16 protein-coding genes are annotated in these 12,869 nt (G+C 71.1%); 1 reads left to right on the forward strand and 15 read right to left on the reverse strand.

The window, feature by feature from the left end; translation table 11 throughout:
• Positions 1-49: 49 nt before the first annotated feature.
• Positions 50-4,195 carry a MobF family relaxase gene (gene mobF, locus ACFRU2_RS41550; RefSeq protein ID WP_382981501.1) on the reverse strand — a complete coding sequence of 1,382 codons (4,146 nt, stop codon included), beginning with the start codon at positions 4,193-4,195 and terminating at the stop codon, positions 50-52.
• Between the two features lie 539 nt (positions 4,196-4,734).
• Between mobF and ACFRU2_RS41555 the strand changes: the two genes are divergently transcribed.
• Positions 4,735-5,142, forward strand: coding sequence for a YidB family protein (locus ACFRU2_RS41555; RefSeq protein ID WP_382981502.1), 408 nt, complete (start codon positions 4,735-4,737; stop codon positions 5,140-5,142).
• 662 nt (positions 5,143-5,804) lie between these two features.
• Here the strand turns inward: ACFRU2_RS41555 and ACFRU2_RS41560 are convergent.
• The 14 genes from ACFRU2_RS41560 to ACFRU2_RS41625 all read right to left on the reverse strand — a co-directional run bounded on the left by ACFRU2_RS41560 (position 5,805) and on the right by ACFRU2_RS41625 (position 12,486).
• Positions 5,805-6,101: a hypothetical protein gene (locus ACFRU2_RS41560; protein ID WP_382981503.1), complete on the reverse strand. Its 297-nt coding sequence runs from the start codon at positions 6,099-6,101 to the stop codon at positions 5,805-5,807.
• Positions 6,098-6,382, reverse strand: a complete 285-nt coding sequence (locus ACFRU2_RS41565) for a hypothetical protein (protein WP_382981504.1) — start codon at positions 6,380-6,382, stop codon at positions 6,098-6,100. The genes ACFRU2_RS41560 and ACFRU2_RS41565 overlap by 4 nt, the downstream gene beginning before the upstream one ends.
• A 107-nt stretch (positions 6,383-6,489) precedes the next feature.
• Positions 6,490-6,843, reverse strand: coding sequence for a hypothetical protein (locus ACFRU2_RS41570; RefSeq protein ID WP_382981505.1), 354 nt, complete (start codon positions 6,841-6,843; stop codon positions 6,490-6,492).
• Between the two features lie 91 nt (positions 6,844-6,934).
• Positions 6,935-7,324, reverse strand: coding sequence for a hypothetical protein (locus ACFRU2_RS41575; protein WP_382981506.1), 390 nt, complete (start codon positions 7,322-7,324; stop codon positions 6,935-6,937).
• Positions 7,325-7,364: 40 nt separating this feature from the next.
• On the reverse strand, positions 7,365-7,712 hold the full coding sequence (locus ACFRU2_RS41580) for a hypothetical protein (protein WP_382981507.1): 348 nt from the start codon (positions 7,710-7,712) through the stop codon (positions 7,365-7,367).
• A gap of 25 nt (positions 7,713-7,737) precedes the next feature.
• Entirely contained in the window at positions 7,738-8,223 is a 486-nt protein-coding gene (locus ACFRU2_RS41585; protein ID WP_382981508.1) for a hypothetical protein, read from the reverse strand.
• A 137-nt stretch (positions 8,224-8,360) separates the two neighbouring features.
• Complete coding sequence (locus ACFRU2_RS41590; protein WP_382981509.1) at positions 8,361-8,834, reverse strand: transcriptional regulator; 474 nt, start codon at positions 8,832-8,834, stop codon at positions 8,361-8,363.
• Positions 8,835-8,879: 45 nt separating this feature from the next.
• Positions 8,880-9,059, reverse strand: coding sequence for a hypothetical protein (locus ACFRU2_RS41595; protein WP_382981510.1), 180 nt, complete (start codon positions 9,057-9,059; stop codon positions 8,880-8,882).
• Positions 9,060-9,281: 222 nt separating this feature from the next.
• Positions 9,282-9,914 (reverse strand): DUF6919 domain-containing protein, encoded by a 633-nt coding sequence (locus ACFRU2_RS41600; protein ID WP_382981511.1) that lies wholly within the window; start codon positions 9,912-9,914, stop codon positions 9,282-9,284.
• A 17-nt stretch (positions 9,915-9,931) separates the two neighbouring features.
• The gene (locus ACFRU2_RS41605) at positions 9,932-10,102 is read right to left on the reverse strand and encodes a pRL2-8 (protein WP_382981512.1); all 171 of its coding nucleotides are present in this window, start codon (positions 10,100-10,102) and stop codon (positions 9,932-9,934) included.
• Between the two features lie 56 nt (positions 10,103-10,158).
• A complete protein-coding gene (locus tag ACFRU2_RS41610) occupies positions 10,159-10,641 on the reverse strand; it encodes a hypothetical protein (protein WP_382981513.1) in 483 nt (160 codons plus the stop codon).
• A 56-nt stretch (positions 10,642-10,697) separates the two neighbouring features.
• A complete protein-coding gene (locus ACFRU2_RS41615; protein WP_382981514.1) occupies positions 10,698-10,943 on the reverse strand; it encodes a hypothetical protein in 246 nt (81 codons plus the stop codon).
• Between the two features lie 119 nt (positions 10,944-11,062).
• A complete protein-coding gene (locus tag ACFRU2_RS41620) occupies positions 11,063-11,446 on the reverse strand; it encodes a hypothetical protein (protein WP_382981515.1) in 384 nt (127 codons plus the stop codon).
• A gap of 110 nt (positions 11,447-11,556) precedes the next feature.
• Positions 11,557-12,486 carry a DUF4097 family beta strand repeat-containing protein gene (locus ACFRU2_RS41625; protein WP_382981516.1) on the reverse strand — a complete coding sequence of 310 codons (930 nt, stop codon included), beginning with the start codon at positions 12,484-12,486 and terminating at the stop codon, positions 11,557-11,559.
• Positions 12,487-12,869 lie beyond the last annotated feature (383 nt).

Here is a 12,869-nt window from a genome sequence, read left to right on the forward strand (position 1 = left end):
CCGGGCGTTCCCCGAAGGAACGTGCTGCGAGAACCGTCCCGCGTCGACCTCAGCGGCCTGCCCGTGGACCCCGACGCTGCGGCGGAGTCACCGCGGTGGCCCGTGAGGCTGAGGGCCGGGGTGCCGCTGCCTTCTGCCGCTGCTTGGCCTGGGCGGACACCTTCCGCGCGAGGGCCTCAGCCTTGTGGACGTTGGGGTGCTTCTCGGCGAGGACCTGTCGGCGCTGCTGCTCCGTGAGGGCCCGGGCCGCGTGGCCGCGCCAGTTCATGGCCTCCTTCTCGGCGGACTTGGCGGTGCCGTGGAGCTGGCCCAGCTCGTTCTGGTCGCGGACATCCCTTGCCTGGGCCTTCTCCGGCAGAGCCTGGCGCATGTCGGCGAGCTTCTGTGGGAGCTCGTCCAGCCGTGGGGCGAAGCCGGTTGCTCCCAGAGACTCGGCGTACGGGCTGGACTTCAAGGCCTCCCACGAGGCGAGACGGGCGTCGTCGCTGGCCCGCCGCGCGCGCATCGCCTCGTCCTCGCCGCCGATCGCCCGGCCGAGGTAGTGGTCGCGCAGCTCCTGGACCTCCTTCTTGCTGCTGCCGGCCAGCCGGAGCGCGAGCCAGGACGACTCCAGCTGCTTGGTGATGTCCGGCAGGATCCTGCGTGCCTGCTGGGCCTGCTCGTCGGCCTGGTGGGCCTGCCCCGCCTCCTGGAGCGCGGTCGTCAGATGGGCGACGGCCGTGTCCAGAACGGCCCCGGCCTCCTGTGCCCAGCGCATGCCGCGGGTGGCGCCCTCGGCACGCTCTTGGTCGAGGCGGAGACGAAGTGCCTCATGGTCCGCGAGGGCCTGAACGCCCTTCTTCTCGTACCGCTCGGCCTCGGACAGGAAGGACGCCACGTTGCGCGCCAGCTCGGCATCGCCCCGGCGTCCGTACGGACGCTCCGACCACGACGGGATGTCCGGCTCCTCGGCCGCGCGCTCGTTGCGGGCGGCCGGCTCCTGCTGACTGGTGGAGTTGCGGCGGGCCTCGGCCTCGGCGCGCTCGCGCAGCGAGGTCTCGGTCGACGGGGACTTCATCCGGGCCGCCCTCGCCGAGACCCTCCGCCGGGCTTGTTCCAGGGCAGCCGCGGAGTCCTCGCGGGCCTGGGCCTGCTGGACCTGATGCGGCACGGCGGTGACGGGCTCGGGCGCCGCCCGCAGCTCGTCGGAGACCATCCCGTCCGGCTGGGACTGACCTAGGTAGCGGGCGAATGCCTGGATGGCGCGGTGAAGCTCCTCGGTCTCCGTACGGGCGTCGCCGAGAAGCTCCTTGGTGTGCTCGTCCTCGATCACCTCCAGCGGGAGCCATACGTGGTTCGCCTTCTTCGCGCGGGTTAGCCCCGGGTAGGCGGCGAACGCGTTGGCGCCGTGCCCGTACAGCAGGCTGGTGTGGCAGGTCAGGCCCTGGCTGGCGGCCACCGTCATCGCGTAGCCCAGGGACAGCTGCCCGGCGGCGATGTCGCCGGGGCTCATCCAGGCGGACTCGGTCTTCGCGATGCCGTCGGCGTTGCGGTCCTTCGTACGCCAGGTGATCTCGACCCGGCGGTCCTCGGAGACGGCGGTGATGACGGCGCGGTAGCCGTTGAGGACGTCGGGCCCCTGCCCGCGCCTGCTGCGGTAGTCGTTGGCGCGGACGCGGACGACGTCGCCCTCGGCTAGGGTCAGCTCCCCTCCGCCCGGCAGCGCGTAGGTGTGGGCGGTGCCCAGCTCGCCGAGGCTTCGCCGGATCTGCTGGGCGCCCAGGTTCAGCGCGTCCACGTCGAGGTTGCGGGTGGCGAGGACGACGAGGTTCTCCAGGAGGTCGAGCTCGTCGGGCCACTGCTGGCGCAGTTCGTCCCAGGCCATCAGCATCTGTGAGCGGGCCTTGTCGGCGGTGCCGACCGCGTGGACGCGTCCGCCGGCGGCGAGGAGTTCGAGCGCGGCCTGGTGGTCGCCGGTCCTCCACACCTCCAGCGCGGCCCGCTCGGCCTCGTTCTCCTGGCGGCGGTTCTCGGTGAGGATCTCGCCGTCGACCAGGCGGTGGACCTCGGCGAACCATCCGCCGACGCCGACGGCCTGGAGCTGCTTGGGGTCGCCGATCGCGACCAGCTTGGTGCCTGTCCGCGCGGCTTCGGTCAACAGGCGGGCCGCCGACCGGTCGTCGGTCATCGCGGCCTCGTCGAGCACCAGGACGTCGATCCCGGTCAGCCCGGTGCCGGTCTCGATCTGCTGGAGCCACGATGCCACCGTGCGGGAGGGGATCGCCGAGGCGTCCTGGAGGCCCTTGGCGCCGACTGCGGAGAGGCAGGCGCCCGCGTACGTGGTGCCGGTGGCGTCCCACGCGATCCTGCAGGCGTCCATCAACGTGCTCTTGCCCGCGCCGGCCACGCCGATGACGGCGTCGACCCCGTGCCCGGCGGTCAGCAGCCGCATCACCACCCGACGCTGTTCCTCGGACAGGGCGAACCCGGATGCGACCTCGAAGACGCCGAGGGCGGCCTCCGCCTGGTCGGCCGTCAGGACCGCGCTGCCGTCGCGGTAGCGGGCACGGGCCTGGTCGACGGCGACACCCTCGGCATCCAGGACGTCGCGGGTGGTGTACCGGGCGGTGGCCGACATGACGGTGGAGCCGAGGTGCGGCAGGGCTACCGCGTAGCCCTCGACGCGCAGCACGTCGTCGACGAGCCGGTCGAGGTCGCCGATGTCGGCGCCGATCCCGTACGGCAGCGCGTTCGCGACGGCCGCCAGCAGCTGCGCCCGGTCGAAGTCCTTGCGGGTCGCGGTCACCCCGGTCTGCGGGTCGAAGACCACGGCCGCGACGTCCGACGGCGGCGGGATACGAGGGCCGCCCCCGGCCGGGTCGATGCCGGCTCCGCCGTCCGGGCCGGGAGGTCCGGGCGCCGCCGCGGCGAGCATCGCCTCGACGTCCACGCCCATCGACTCGGCCCGCTCGCGCCACGACTCCCGCATCTCCGTCGAGCCGGTCGCGTGCTTGGCTCGCCGCGTTGCCGCCGAGGCCCGCGCCATCTCCTCCCGGCTGGCCCCTTCACCTGCGACCTCGGTGACCTTCTTCGCCCGGCGGGAGTACGCGTCCCTCACCTCGGCGGGGATCCCCCCAACCTCCCACGCGCGGGTCTTCTCCGCCTGCTCCCGCAGCACCCCGAACCGCTCGTACGTGAGCGCCCTCAGCCGGGCCTTGAAGAACCCGTCGATCGCGGACGCGTGCCGGTGCATGTCCTTGCCCCGGGAGGCGATCGAGCGCCACTGGCCGTCCTCGCACAGCCCCATGTTCGCGATGCTGATGTGCAGGTGCAGGTGCGGGTCCCCGGGGGTTCCGTCGCCGACCGGGCGGGCGCTGCGGTGCTCGGTGGACCACGCGAGCAGACCGCCGGTCGCCAGGCGGACCATCTCGCCGTCCTCACCGCCGACCGAGTAGCCGATCCACTTCTCGTACTGGGCGAGGGCGTCGCGGCTGGCCTCGTGGACCAGGTCCCGGTACGCGCGCTCGGCGTCGTCGGGCAGGAGTCCGGCGAGGACGCTGTCGGACTTGGGGATGTCGAGGACGAGGTCGAAGCCGCGGACGCGGGTGTCGACGCGCTCGTCCTGGTGGGCGCGCGCCTTCGCCAGCTCCGCCTCGGAGAACACCTCGGTGATGTCGACGCCGGCGGCCCCGGAGAGTTTGGTGAGGGTGGCGACCTGGAGCCGGTGGCCTTCACCGCGGCGGTGGACCATGCGCTGCTGCTGGGCCAGGAGGCGCTGCTGCTTCGGCTTGCCCGCGAGGAGCTCGGCGGGCTCGACGCCCTTCGCGGCGGCGGCGGCCTCGATGGCGGCCGTGACCCGGGCGACGGTGAGCTTCGACTCCGGATGGGCGCGCGAGGAGTTGCGGGACTTGAACAGGCGGGCGCCGGTGAGTGGGTGACAGCCGTTCATCAGGCGGCGCGCGGAGGCCTTGCCGTCCTCGTCCAGAACCTGCCCGGCGGACAGCCCCACGGCCTCCAGACCGGACCCCATCCACACCAGCGGGGTCTCGCCCTCCTGTTGCGTACGGTAAGCAACCGCCCGGTCCGCCTCCTCACCGGCTCCGGCGTGCTGCTCGGCGAGCTCGGCCTCCTCCTCGACCACCAGGTCGCATCCGGCCCGCTCCTTGAGCCGGTACTCGACCTGCTCATCCGTCCCGATCTTCGTCAGCCACGCCACCTGGAGTCCCCCGCCTGCTTGTGCCTTACCGGCCCCGCCGCAGCTCCCCCCGATAGGGGGGAACTGCCTTTGTCCATCCCATATTTTTGATCTTGAACTGATCGGGACCCTATGACTGGGGTACGACAGGTCTGTGTCAGTGGTTTCGACACGAGACATGTCAGTGGTGATCAGCTCAGATCAACGGTATGGGCAGATGGCCGGTTGACGAAAAGGGGTTCCGTCAGGCGGGCAGATCAGTGGGAAAACCGTATGGGATCCCGTCTGGCGGGCCGCCGGACTCACAGGCTGATGATCACGGTGGGTGGTCTTGGACCTCGGGTGTCGTGCGCAGGGTTATGACAGTGGGGTCGCAGAGTTCCTGTCAGTAGGGCGCAGGTCGGCGGGCGCCACGTTGTACTTGGGGCAGGTCTTCTTCCGACTTGGCGGCGCCGGATCCTGTGGGCAGGCGTGCCGACACCGTCACCGAGATGCCGCCTGCGGCAGAGTGAGCGCCGACACCGTTCGGTCCGGTATCCCTCTTCCTCAGGAGCAAAACGATGGCCCTCGACGCCAAGAGCATGGCTGCGACCTACCCGATTCCCACCTATCGGTTCGTCGTGGCGGTCGGAAAGGACACGATGGGCGTCTCCTCGGCGCCGGGCCTGGAAACGCCGCTTGTAGCCATCAACGTGCGGCCCGACGGCACCCCGGTACCGCAGCTCCCCTCTTGGGTGGGAAGCGGCAACAACGAACCGATCACAGCCCAAGAAGTCACCGACATCATCGGCGAGGTGGCCCTGGCCCAGACAGCCGCAGCGACCGGCCGTCACCCCGCCGAGGTGGCGAAGGACATCGCCACCCACCTGCCCAACCTGGTCGACAAGGCCACCCCCGACGGACACGTAGTGCCCAACGGCGCGAAGCGCGAGGTCAACGGAATTGTCCTGGAAGTCACCGCAGACTGACAGGTCCCAACGAGCGGGTCCCGCCTCCCCGCCTGTCGCAAGGCGGAGAGGCAGACGCCTGCGTGTGCTTCGGTGATCAGACCCTCGACATCTCCAGCATCGGCAACTGAGGCGGTCACGTTCCAGAAGTTCACGACGAACCTGGGCGCGTGCTCCAACCTCACCAGCCGTCCGGCCCGGCTGGTTCTGGCAAAACCCTGCGCCGCGCTGACATCTACTCTGCGCACGACATCGGCCACAGAAGGTGCGCCCCGGCGATGCGGGCGGCCTGAGTCCGGCCCGGGGTGCAGTACTCCGCACCACTCCCGGTCCCGGCCACTGTGTCCGTTCTGGCGGCCGGACGACCTCCCCCTGATGTGGCGCCGGCCTACCGCTGATGTGGCGTGGCTTGCCCGCGACGTGGCGGTGGTGTGGTTTGTCCTGCCCGGTGATGTGGCGGCGGCTTGTCGGCCTACCAGAGCTTGGCAAGACGCGAACCAGGACGTGACCTGCGATGACAAGTCAGCCACATCAATTTGGGCCCCCGGGGGTCGGGCGCGTTTTCGCAGGTGGGGTCGGACCCGCCCTCCGGGGAACGGGTTGGCGTGGCCCCACCCGTACTCTCGGACGTGAAGAGACCCCCGGCACTCCCTGCCGGGGGTCTCTTCACAGGCGCTGCTCGGTCAGTGGAACCAGACCAGGACGGCGACTCGGACTTCGCGGATCTCGCGGATGACAGCGTACTCGAAGAGGACGGGCTCGCCCTCGACCTGGAGGGAGTAGCGGACCCCGAGGTCGTCCATCGGGTCGCCGGGCGGCTCCCGGTCCGTGTCGATCGCGCCGCCCACTTCGAGGGCCAGCGCGGTCAGGAAGTGCACCACCTTCTTCGCGAGATCCGGCGGCATGTCGAGCATGACCTCCACCGGGATCTCTTCGGTGAAGACGGTCCAGCCTCGCCTCGGCGGCTGCTGCTCGCTCACCGGCCGCTGCCGTCGAGCCGGGCGGCGAGGTCGTCGACAGCGACCAGGCGGCGGCCGGCGGCCGCGTTCGCCCGGCTGGTCTCCGCGCCGGGGGCGCGGTCGAGCATCGCCGTCTTCCACCAGCGGCGCATCACCGCGGGGACGTCGCCCTCCTGCGCGGCGAGGACCTCGGCGAAGAACGCCAGGCGCTTGGCGCTGCTGAGCGCGTCGCCGATCGCGTTGATCGTGTGGGGAACGGCGGGTACCCGGCTGTCCGCGGGGTGCTCGGGCTGGGCAGTCACGGGGGCCTCCTTCGGTTCGATGGGTCGAGTGTCCTACGCCAGCGGCCCGCTCGGCACCCGTGGGCCTCGGCCCCGTAGGTGCCGGTCCGCCGGCGGACGGGTCGCGCTCACTCCTTGTAGGCGATCGGGCCGAGGCCCTGGTGCGCACGGTCCAGCGCTCCGTGGAGGGTCTGGGCCGCGCCGGCCGCGATGGTCAGTCCGTCGTGGACGGCCTGGAGGTCGGTGTCGAGGGTGCCCTTGTCGCTGCGCAGGTGCCCACCGGCCTCCAGACCCTTCATGAACGCGGCGATCTGCTCGATCGCCTGCGGGAGGCGGGCCGCCATCTCCGAAAGGGCGGCGACCGTGCTGTAGGCGTCCCCGGGGTACTCGAACCCGTCCCGGGGCGAGCGGGTCAGGTGGTTCAGGGCTCGGATCGCCTCCGAGGCGGTGTCGGCGGCGGCGGGCGCGGTCTTCTCGGTCATGGGTTCGGGTCCTTCCCCGGTACGGGCCGGGGCCGCCATCTGGCGGCCCCGGGATTCATCTTGGTGGGTCGGTGTGACAGGGCGGACCGGTTCAGCGGGAGTGCATCCCCGGGGGGAGGAGCGGCCGGTCCTTGTCGCGGTGCTCGATGGCGGCCTCCTGGCCGGTCATGGTGAGCAGTTCATAGGTCCGACGGGCCAGGCCGACACTGCGGTGCCGGCCCCCAACGCAGCCGAAGGCGATCGTGAACTCGGTGGCGCCGGTGACCTGCATGATGGCGGCGGCGCTGGTCGCCGCGTTGAACGCCCAGAGTTCGGCCCCGGGGGTGGCCATCAGGTGCTCGTAGACCGGCTGGTCCAGGCCCGTGAGGTCCTTCAGGGCCGGGTCGTGGAACGGGTTCCTCAGGCTGCCCCGGACGTCGTACGTGAACTCGGCGACGGGCGGTTCGCCGTGGCCGTAGCCGAAGCTGATGATGCGGATCATGGGCGTGCTCTCCTTCGACTGTGCTGGGCGGATGACGTGTTCAGGCGGCTTCGGTTCGCCAGGTCCAGGGTTGTCCGTCGGCGGCGGCGCGGTCGGCGGCGTTGGCCAGGAGGGTGGCGGCTTCGGCCAGCTTCGTGGAGCGCAGGTAGCGGTGGCGGGCGATCCGGCGGAGCTGTGCGGCGAACTGTCCGGCGTCGGCGGCCGGGATGGTCTGCTCGGTGCCGACCTCGGTCTGCTGCTGGGCCGCGAGCAGCTTCACGAGCGGTTCGCGCTCGTCGGCGGGGAGGCAGCCGCGGGCGTAGTCGGCCAGACCGGTGAGCAACTTGGTCAGGTGGCGGTCGTTCCCGAAGAAGTCGCCGCCGTGGGAGGTGATGACGCAGGTGGTCATGCGGGGTTCCCTTCGGGTCGGCGGGTCAGCTGTCCTCGAAGCGCTTGACGGCGCAGGGCGGGCAGAGCGGCATCTGACGGTGGTCGGTGGCCTCCGGGTAGAGCGAGGTGGAGAACGGGTCCGGCATGACCTCGACGTCGTCGCGGTGCTGTCCGCACTCCTCGCAGGGCGGGATGAGTTCGCCGAGGATCTCCAGTGCCTGGCCGATGCGTTCGCCGGCGGAGCTGAGCACGTACGACTCGGCCTCGTCGAGCTTCTCGGTGATGTCGTCGATCCGGTCGTCGTCAACGTCGGTGAGGGACTGGGAGATGGTGCCTACGACCCGGCTGACAGCGGCGAGGACTCCGTCGTCCTCGGCGCGGACGTTGTAGATGGCGCGCAGGGCGGCGGCGTGCGGGGCCGGGTCGGCGGTGCGGCAGGCGGCGTCCTGGAGGCGGTCGAGGCCGACTCGGATGATGGCGACGGCCGCCTGCAGCTCCTGGTCGAGCGTCAGCTTCGGGGTCCGGTCCATGGGGTTCCTCCGGGGTTCTGGTTCAGCGGCCGATGAGCAGGAAGGCGATGACGGGGACGGCGAGCACGGCGAGCAGGACGAGGAGGAAGTCCCTGAGCTCCTGAGGCATGGCGGGTTCTCCGATCGGTGCTGGTGGGTCAGAGGGCGGCGATCAGCAGGGCGGCGACGAACAGGAACAGGTGGTGGAAGGACTGGTCGAGGGCGTAGGCGCCGGTGCCCAGGTGTGCGGCCGGGGTTCCCTTCGCGGTGACGGGGGCGGCGGGGTGGGCTCCGGTGCCGAGCGAGGCGAACTCGGCCTGGCCGAGCAGCTTGGCGAGGCGGACGAGGGTGGACCGGCGGTCCGCCCACCAGTGGCTCGCGGCGTCGATGCCGAGGCCGGCCACCAAGCCGAGCACGGTCACCGGCAGGTCCAGTACGACCACGGCCAGGGCGAGCAGGACGCCCTTGGTGAGGGTCAGGGTGAGGACGTGGCGGGCGTCGGCGATGCGGCCCCGCCAGCCGGGGAGGCCCTTCTCGGCGGCCTGGTGCGAGGTCTGGACCCAGTGGTCGCCGACGGAGTGGGCGACGTACAGGGCGGCGAAGACAGCGGCGAAGGTGGCGGCGTCGGTCATGGTCGGCTCCTGGTCTCGGGGTTCGGGCGGTGGGCGGAGCGGGTGCTAGCAGACGGTCCAGCCGTTCGTGCTCTGGCGGATCTGGCCGCCGGGGGTGTGGAGCTGGCCGTTGCCGGTGCCGATGCCGAGCGCGTCGATCTGGTTGAGGAGTTCGGCGACCTGCTCGGCGAGCTGGCCGGCCTTCTCCTCGCGCTGGCGGAGCTGCTCGGGGGTTCCGGTGAACATCTCGTTCTCCTCCGTGGGACGGAAACGCCAGCACTGCGGCTTGCATTTTCGCTGGCGTTTCCGCTTGCGATAACTCAATAATGCAGACTCCGAGTCTGCATGTCTAGGGGTTCGCAGACTCCGAGTCTGCGTAGCGGTATGTCCGCTGGTCACGGGTCTAGATTCGCCCGGACTTGGTGGTGCGGTCTGCTCCGCAGGCACGCTGCGGGCGTGATCCGGGTCTCAGGTAGAGATGCGGGGCTGGGGCTCGTCCTGGTCCTCGTCGGCATCCGGGGGTTCGAGTCCGGTGACCTGGTCGAGGGAGCGCCACAGGGCCCTGTGGGAGGCGGGGCCGTAGTACGGCGCGATGACGGCGAGGTGGATGGCACCGTCCAGTTCGCGGCGGGCCTCGGGGTGCAGGACCCCGTAGAGGGCGTGCATGTCGCCGGGGCCGGGGCGGGCGCCGAAGGCGGTGTACGGCTCGCCGTCCCGGTGGGTGACCATGACCACCTCGTCGCGGCGGCCGGTGTGCGGGTCGTCCACCACGACGAGGTGACCGAGGGCCTCGGCGGCGTCGAGGATCTGCTGGAACAGGGCGCGGTCGGTGAGGTAGCCCTCGACGGCGGCGTGCTGGGTCCACCACGCGCCGTCGTAGCCGGTCTCGGCGAGGCCGGGCTGGGAGCAGGTGGTCATGAGTCCGGCCCTGTTCAGGGCGGCGAGGGAGGGGACCAGTTCGGCGGTCTCCTCGTCGGGGCCGTAGTTCGGCATGTAGCCGGGCTGGGAGGCGAGTCGGCCCTCCAGCCAGTCGGCGGTCCGCCGGCCGAGGTCGGCCAGGGTGCGGGCCGACTTCCAGGTCCTGCGGTCGGCGCGGCTCATCCAGGGAAGCCTCATGGTCAGCCCTTCACGATCATGCTGTCGGGGCAGCGGCCGCCCATGTGCGAGACGCAGGCCGGGCAGTCCTCCCGCGGCTTGAGGTGCTTGTGCTGCTCTCGGCTGTCGTAGGCGTGCAGCCAGCACTGCCTGCACTGGCCCTTCGGCGGGTTCAACGCCTTCGTGTTCGCCATCGTGTTCTCCCTGGTCGGGTAGTTCGTCTGGTGGCGCTCGCGGGGTTCGTGCGTGTTCAGCGCTTGCCGCCCTTGACGTTGGTCCGGGCGAACACCGCCTTCGTGCTCGTCGTGGTGGTCGTGGTGCTGTTCGTCTGGCGGACCGGGCCGGTGTAGTGGTGGTGGTGTTCGGCGGGCAGCGAGGCCGCGGCCCCGCCGGCGGCTTTCAGGAGGGAGCCGACCGCGAGGACCAGGGCGACGGGCCCGGCGGCTCCGATGGCGAGGGTGACCGGGCTGACCGTGCCGATGACGTAGAGGACCAGGGAGGTCGCGCCGCCGACGGACAGCGCGGCGACGCTGCCGGAGAGCATCAACGCGCTGATGTCGCTGGCCTTCTGCGACATGGGCGGGCGTCCGGGCTGTGCGACCGGCTCGGCCGTTCCGTAGGCGGGGACCGGGGAGTCGTCGCGGTAGTAGGCCTCGGCGATGAGCTGGCGGGCCCGGTTATCGGCCTCGTAGTCGGTGAGCGGGGTGCCGGGGGTCCTGTCCTCGGTGTTCACGGTCTGCCCTCTCGGATAGGGGCCGGTCCCCGGGCTGTGGCCCGGGGACCGGGGGATCAGGTGGTCTTGCGGTAGGGCTTGGTGCGCTTGAGGACGTGGTCACGGGAGAAGCCCGTGGCCTCGACGGCGTCACGCTGGAGGGCGTCGCCCTGGTCCAGCTCGGCGGCGATGGCCTCCCACATCGCCTCGTCGGCGGTGGCCTTGGCCTTCTCCGCCTCCTCGTGCGCCTGGTCGCGGACCTTCTTCACTTCGGTGATGCGCGCCTTGGCGGCGGTGCGGGTGTCCTCGTCGGGGCGGGGCATTGCTGGCTCCGTTTCGGTGTCGGGGATGATGTGGCTTCCCCCGCTGCCCTTGCGGAGCGGGACGGGGCCCGTGGCGGCCGGCGGACCTTGGCCGGGATGGCGGCCGCCACGGGGCGTCTCTACTTGCTCGCGGGGATCGCGGGGTGGGGGACGGTGTGCTCGGCGGCGGTGGCCACCGCCTGGAGGACGTCGCGGGTGGAGTCGGCGGCGTCGCCCAGGTCCTTGGTGAGCCTGCCGTATCCCAGCTCCTGGGCGCGGGCCTTGAGGGCGGTGAGGTAGTGCCAGGTGTCGTGCAGCTCGTCGTGGAGGGTGATCAGGCCGGGCTGGAAGCCGAAGCTGTCGGTCAGCTTGTCCGCGCCCCGGGTGTGGGCGGTGACCCGGTCCGCCAGGGTTCCGAAGGAGTTCTCGGCGATGACCTCCCGGACTTCCTCGGCGGACTCGTACGCCCAGGCCCACCCGAACAGGCCGTTGATGAAGGTCAGGAACCGGTTGGGCTTCTTCACTGCTGTCTCCCTTGCTTGCGTTTTTGCTGGCGGGATTACTTGCGGATAGGGAAGGGGCCCGGGGCGGTCGGCGGATTCCTGGCCGGGATGGCGGCCGCCCCGGGGCGAAGTCAGCGGCGGCGGCGCGGGCCGGAGTCGCCGCTGCGGCGCTGGGGGATGCTGACCCGGCCGGACATCGAGTCGGCGCGGACGTCCAGGTCGTCGGCGAGCGCGGTCTCCGTCGCGGTGACGGTGACCGAGCCGGACATCGACTTGGCCCGGACGTCGCCGCCGGCGGTGGCGTGGATCCGGATCGACCCGGACATCGTGTCGGCCTTGACGGTCCCGCCGAAGTCGGTGATCGCGATGGAACCCGACATCGTCTTCGCGGTGACCACGTCCGTGCGGCCCAGCTTGATGCTGCCCGACTGCGTCTTGGCCTCGATGTGTGCGGCCTGCTCGACCACCACGCTGCCCGACTGCGTCTTCGCCTCGACCCGGGAGACGTGCCCAGCCCGGATGCTGCCGGACTGGGTCTTGCCGGACACGTTGAGCAGGGCGCCCACTGCCTCGATCGTGGCCGAGGTGGTGTGGCCCTCGACGGAACTTCCCTCGGGGACCACTGCGGTGATCTCGATCGGGGAGGTTCCCTGGATGACCGTGGAGCCGTTGCCGCTGACCCGGACGCCGTTGATGATGACGTCGCCGCCTACGTTGCCGCTGACGAAGTTGCCGTTGCCGGTGATCGTCATCCCGGTCACGGATCCGTGCACGGTGCCGAACGTCTGGATCACCGACGCTCCTCCGCCCATGACGATCGTGGTGCCGCTGTCCCCTCCGCTGCCCTGGACCAGGGCCGTGAGCCGGGTCCCGGACTGGCGGAGCGTCGCGGCCTTGACCGCGTCGGTGGCGGCCCCGGTCTCGTCGGCCGTGCGGATCGTCAGGATGGCCCGGGTGCAGCTGGCCTCGGCCCGGACGGTGACCAGACCGCCGTGCCCGAGGAGCGTGGCGTCGATCAGGACGGGACCGGTGGTCTCTGAGGTGAGCGTGCGGGTGGTCACAGGGTTTCTCCTTCAACGGATTGGCTTGTATTTTCGCTGGCGTTTCCGCTTGCGAGAACTCAATGATGCAGAGTCTGAGTCTGCATGTCTAGGGGCTTCGCAGACTCTGAGTCTGCATTTCCGTATTTCTGCTGGTCAGAGCGCAAAAATCTGGTGCGAAGGGCCTCGGCGGGTCCCTGCGGGAGGGGGCGGTTTAGCGGACGGGCGCGTCCGCGCCCGGCACCCCCGGGTGCGGTCCCCTTGCGGGCCGCGCGTTCACCGTCACCGGCCACTCGGCCGCTGGGCGGCCTCCCGTCCGGCGCCGGGCGCGGCCCGCGGCCTTCCGCTCCTCACCCGCGCCCCGGTGGTGATCCAGGGCTGGGTGAGCGCTGCGGACCGGCTTC

Origin of the sequence: Streptomyces sp. NPDC056883, from assembly GCF_042788835.1 — a bacterium.
GTDB classification, from domain to species: domain Bacteria; phylum Actinomycetota; class Actinomycetes; order Streptomycetales; family Streptomycetaceae; genus Streptomyces; species Streptomyces stoeckheimensis.

What these genes read in the sequence shown, in the direction of transcription:
- ACFRU2_RS41575 (WP_382981506.1), bottom strand. Translation starts at nt 7,324, where the DNA reads ATGATCCGCATCATCAGCTTCGGCTACGGCCACGGCGAACCGCCCGTC.
- ACFRU2_RS41585 (WP_382981508.1), bottom strand. Translation starts at nt 8,223, where the DNA reads ATGGACCGGACCCCGAAGCTGACGCTCGACCAGGAGCTGCAGGCGGCC.
- ACFRU2_RS41570 (WP_382981505.1), bottom strand. Translation starts at nt 6,843, where the DNA reads ATGACCGAGAAGACCGCGCCCGCCGCCGCCGACACCGCCTCGGAGGCG.
- ACFRU2_RS41615 (WP_382981514.1), bottom strand. Translation starts at nt 10,943, where the DNA reads ATGCCCCGCCCCGACGAGGACACCCGCACCGCCGCCAAGGCGCGCATC.
- ACFRU2_RS41590 (WP_382981509.1), bottom strand. Translation starts at nt 8,834, where the DNA reads ATGACCGACGCCGCCACCTTCGCCGCTGTCTTCGCCGCCCTGTACGTC.
- ACFRU2_RS41600 (WP_382981511.1), bottom strand. Translation starts at nt 9,914, where the DNA reads ATGAGCCGCGCCGACCGCAGGACCTGGAAGTCGGCCCGCACCCTGGCC.
- ACFRU2_RS41580 (WP_382981507.1), bottom strand. Translation starts at nt 7,712, where the DNA reads ATGACCACCTGCGTCATCACCTCCCACGGCGGCGACTTCTTCGGGAAC.
- ACFRU2_RS41605 (WP_382981512.1), bottom strand. Translation starts at nt 10,102, where the DNA reads ATGGCGAACACGAAGGCGTTGAACCCGCCGAAGGGCCAGTGCAGGCAG.
- ACFRU2_RS41555 (WP_382981502.1), top strand. Translation starts at nt 4,735, where the DNA reads ATGGCCCTCGACGCCAAGAGCATGGCTGCGACCTACCCGATTCCCACC.
- ACFRU2_RS41595 (WP_382981510.1), bottom strand. Translation starts at nt 9,059, where the DNA reads ATGTTCACCGGAACCCCCGAGCAGCTCCGCCAGCGCGAGGAGAAGGCC.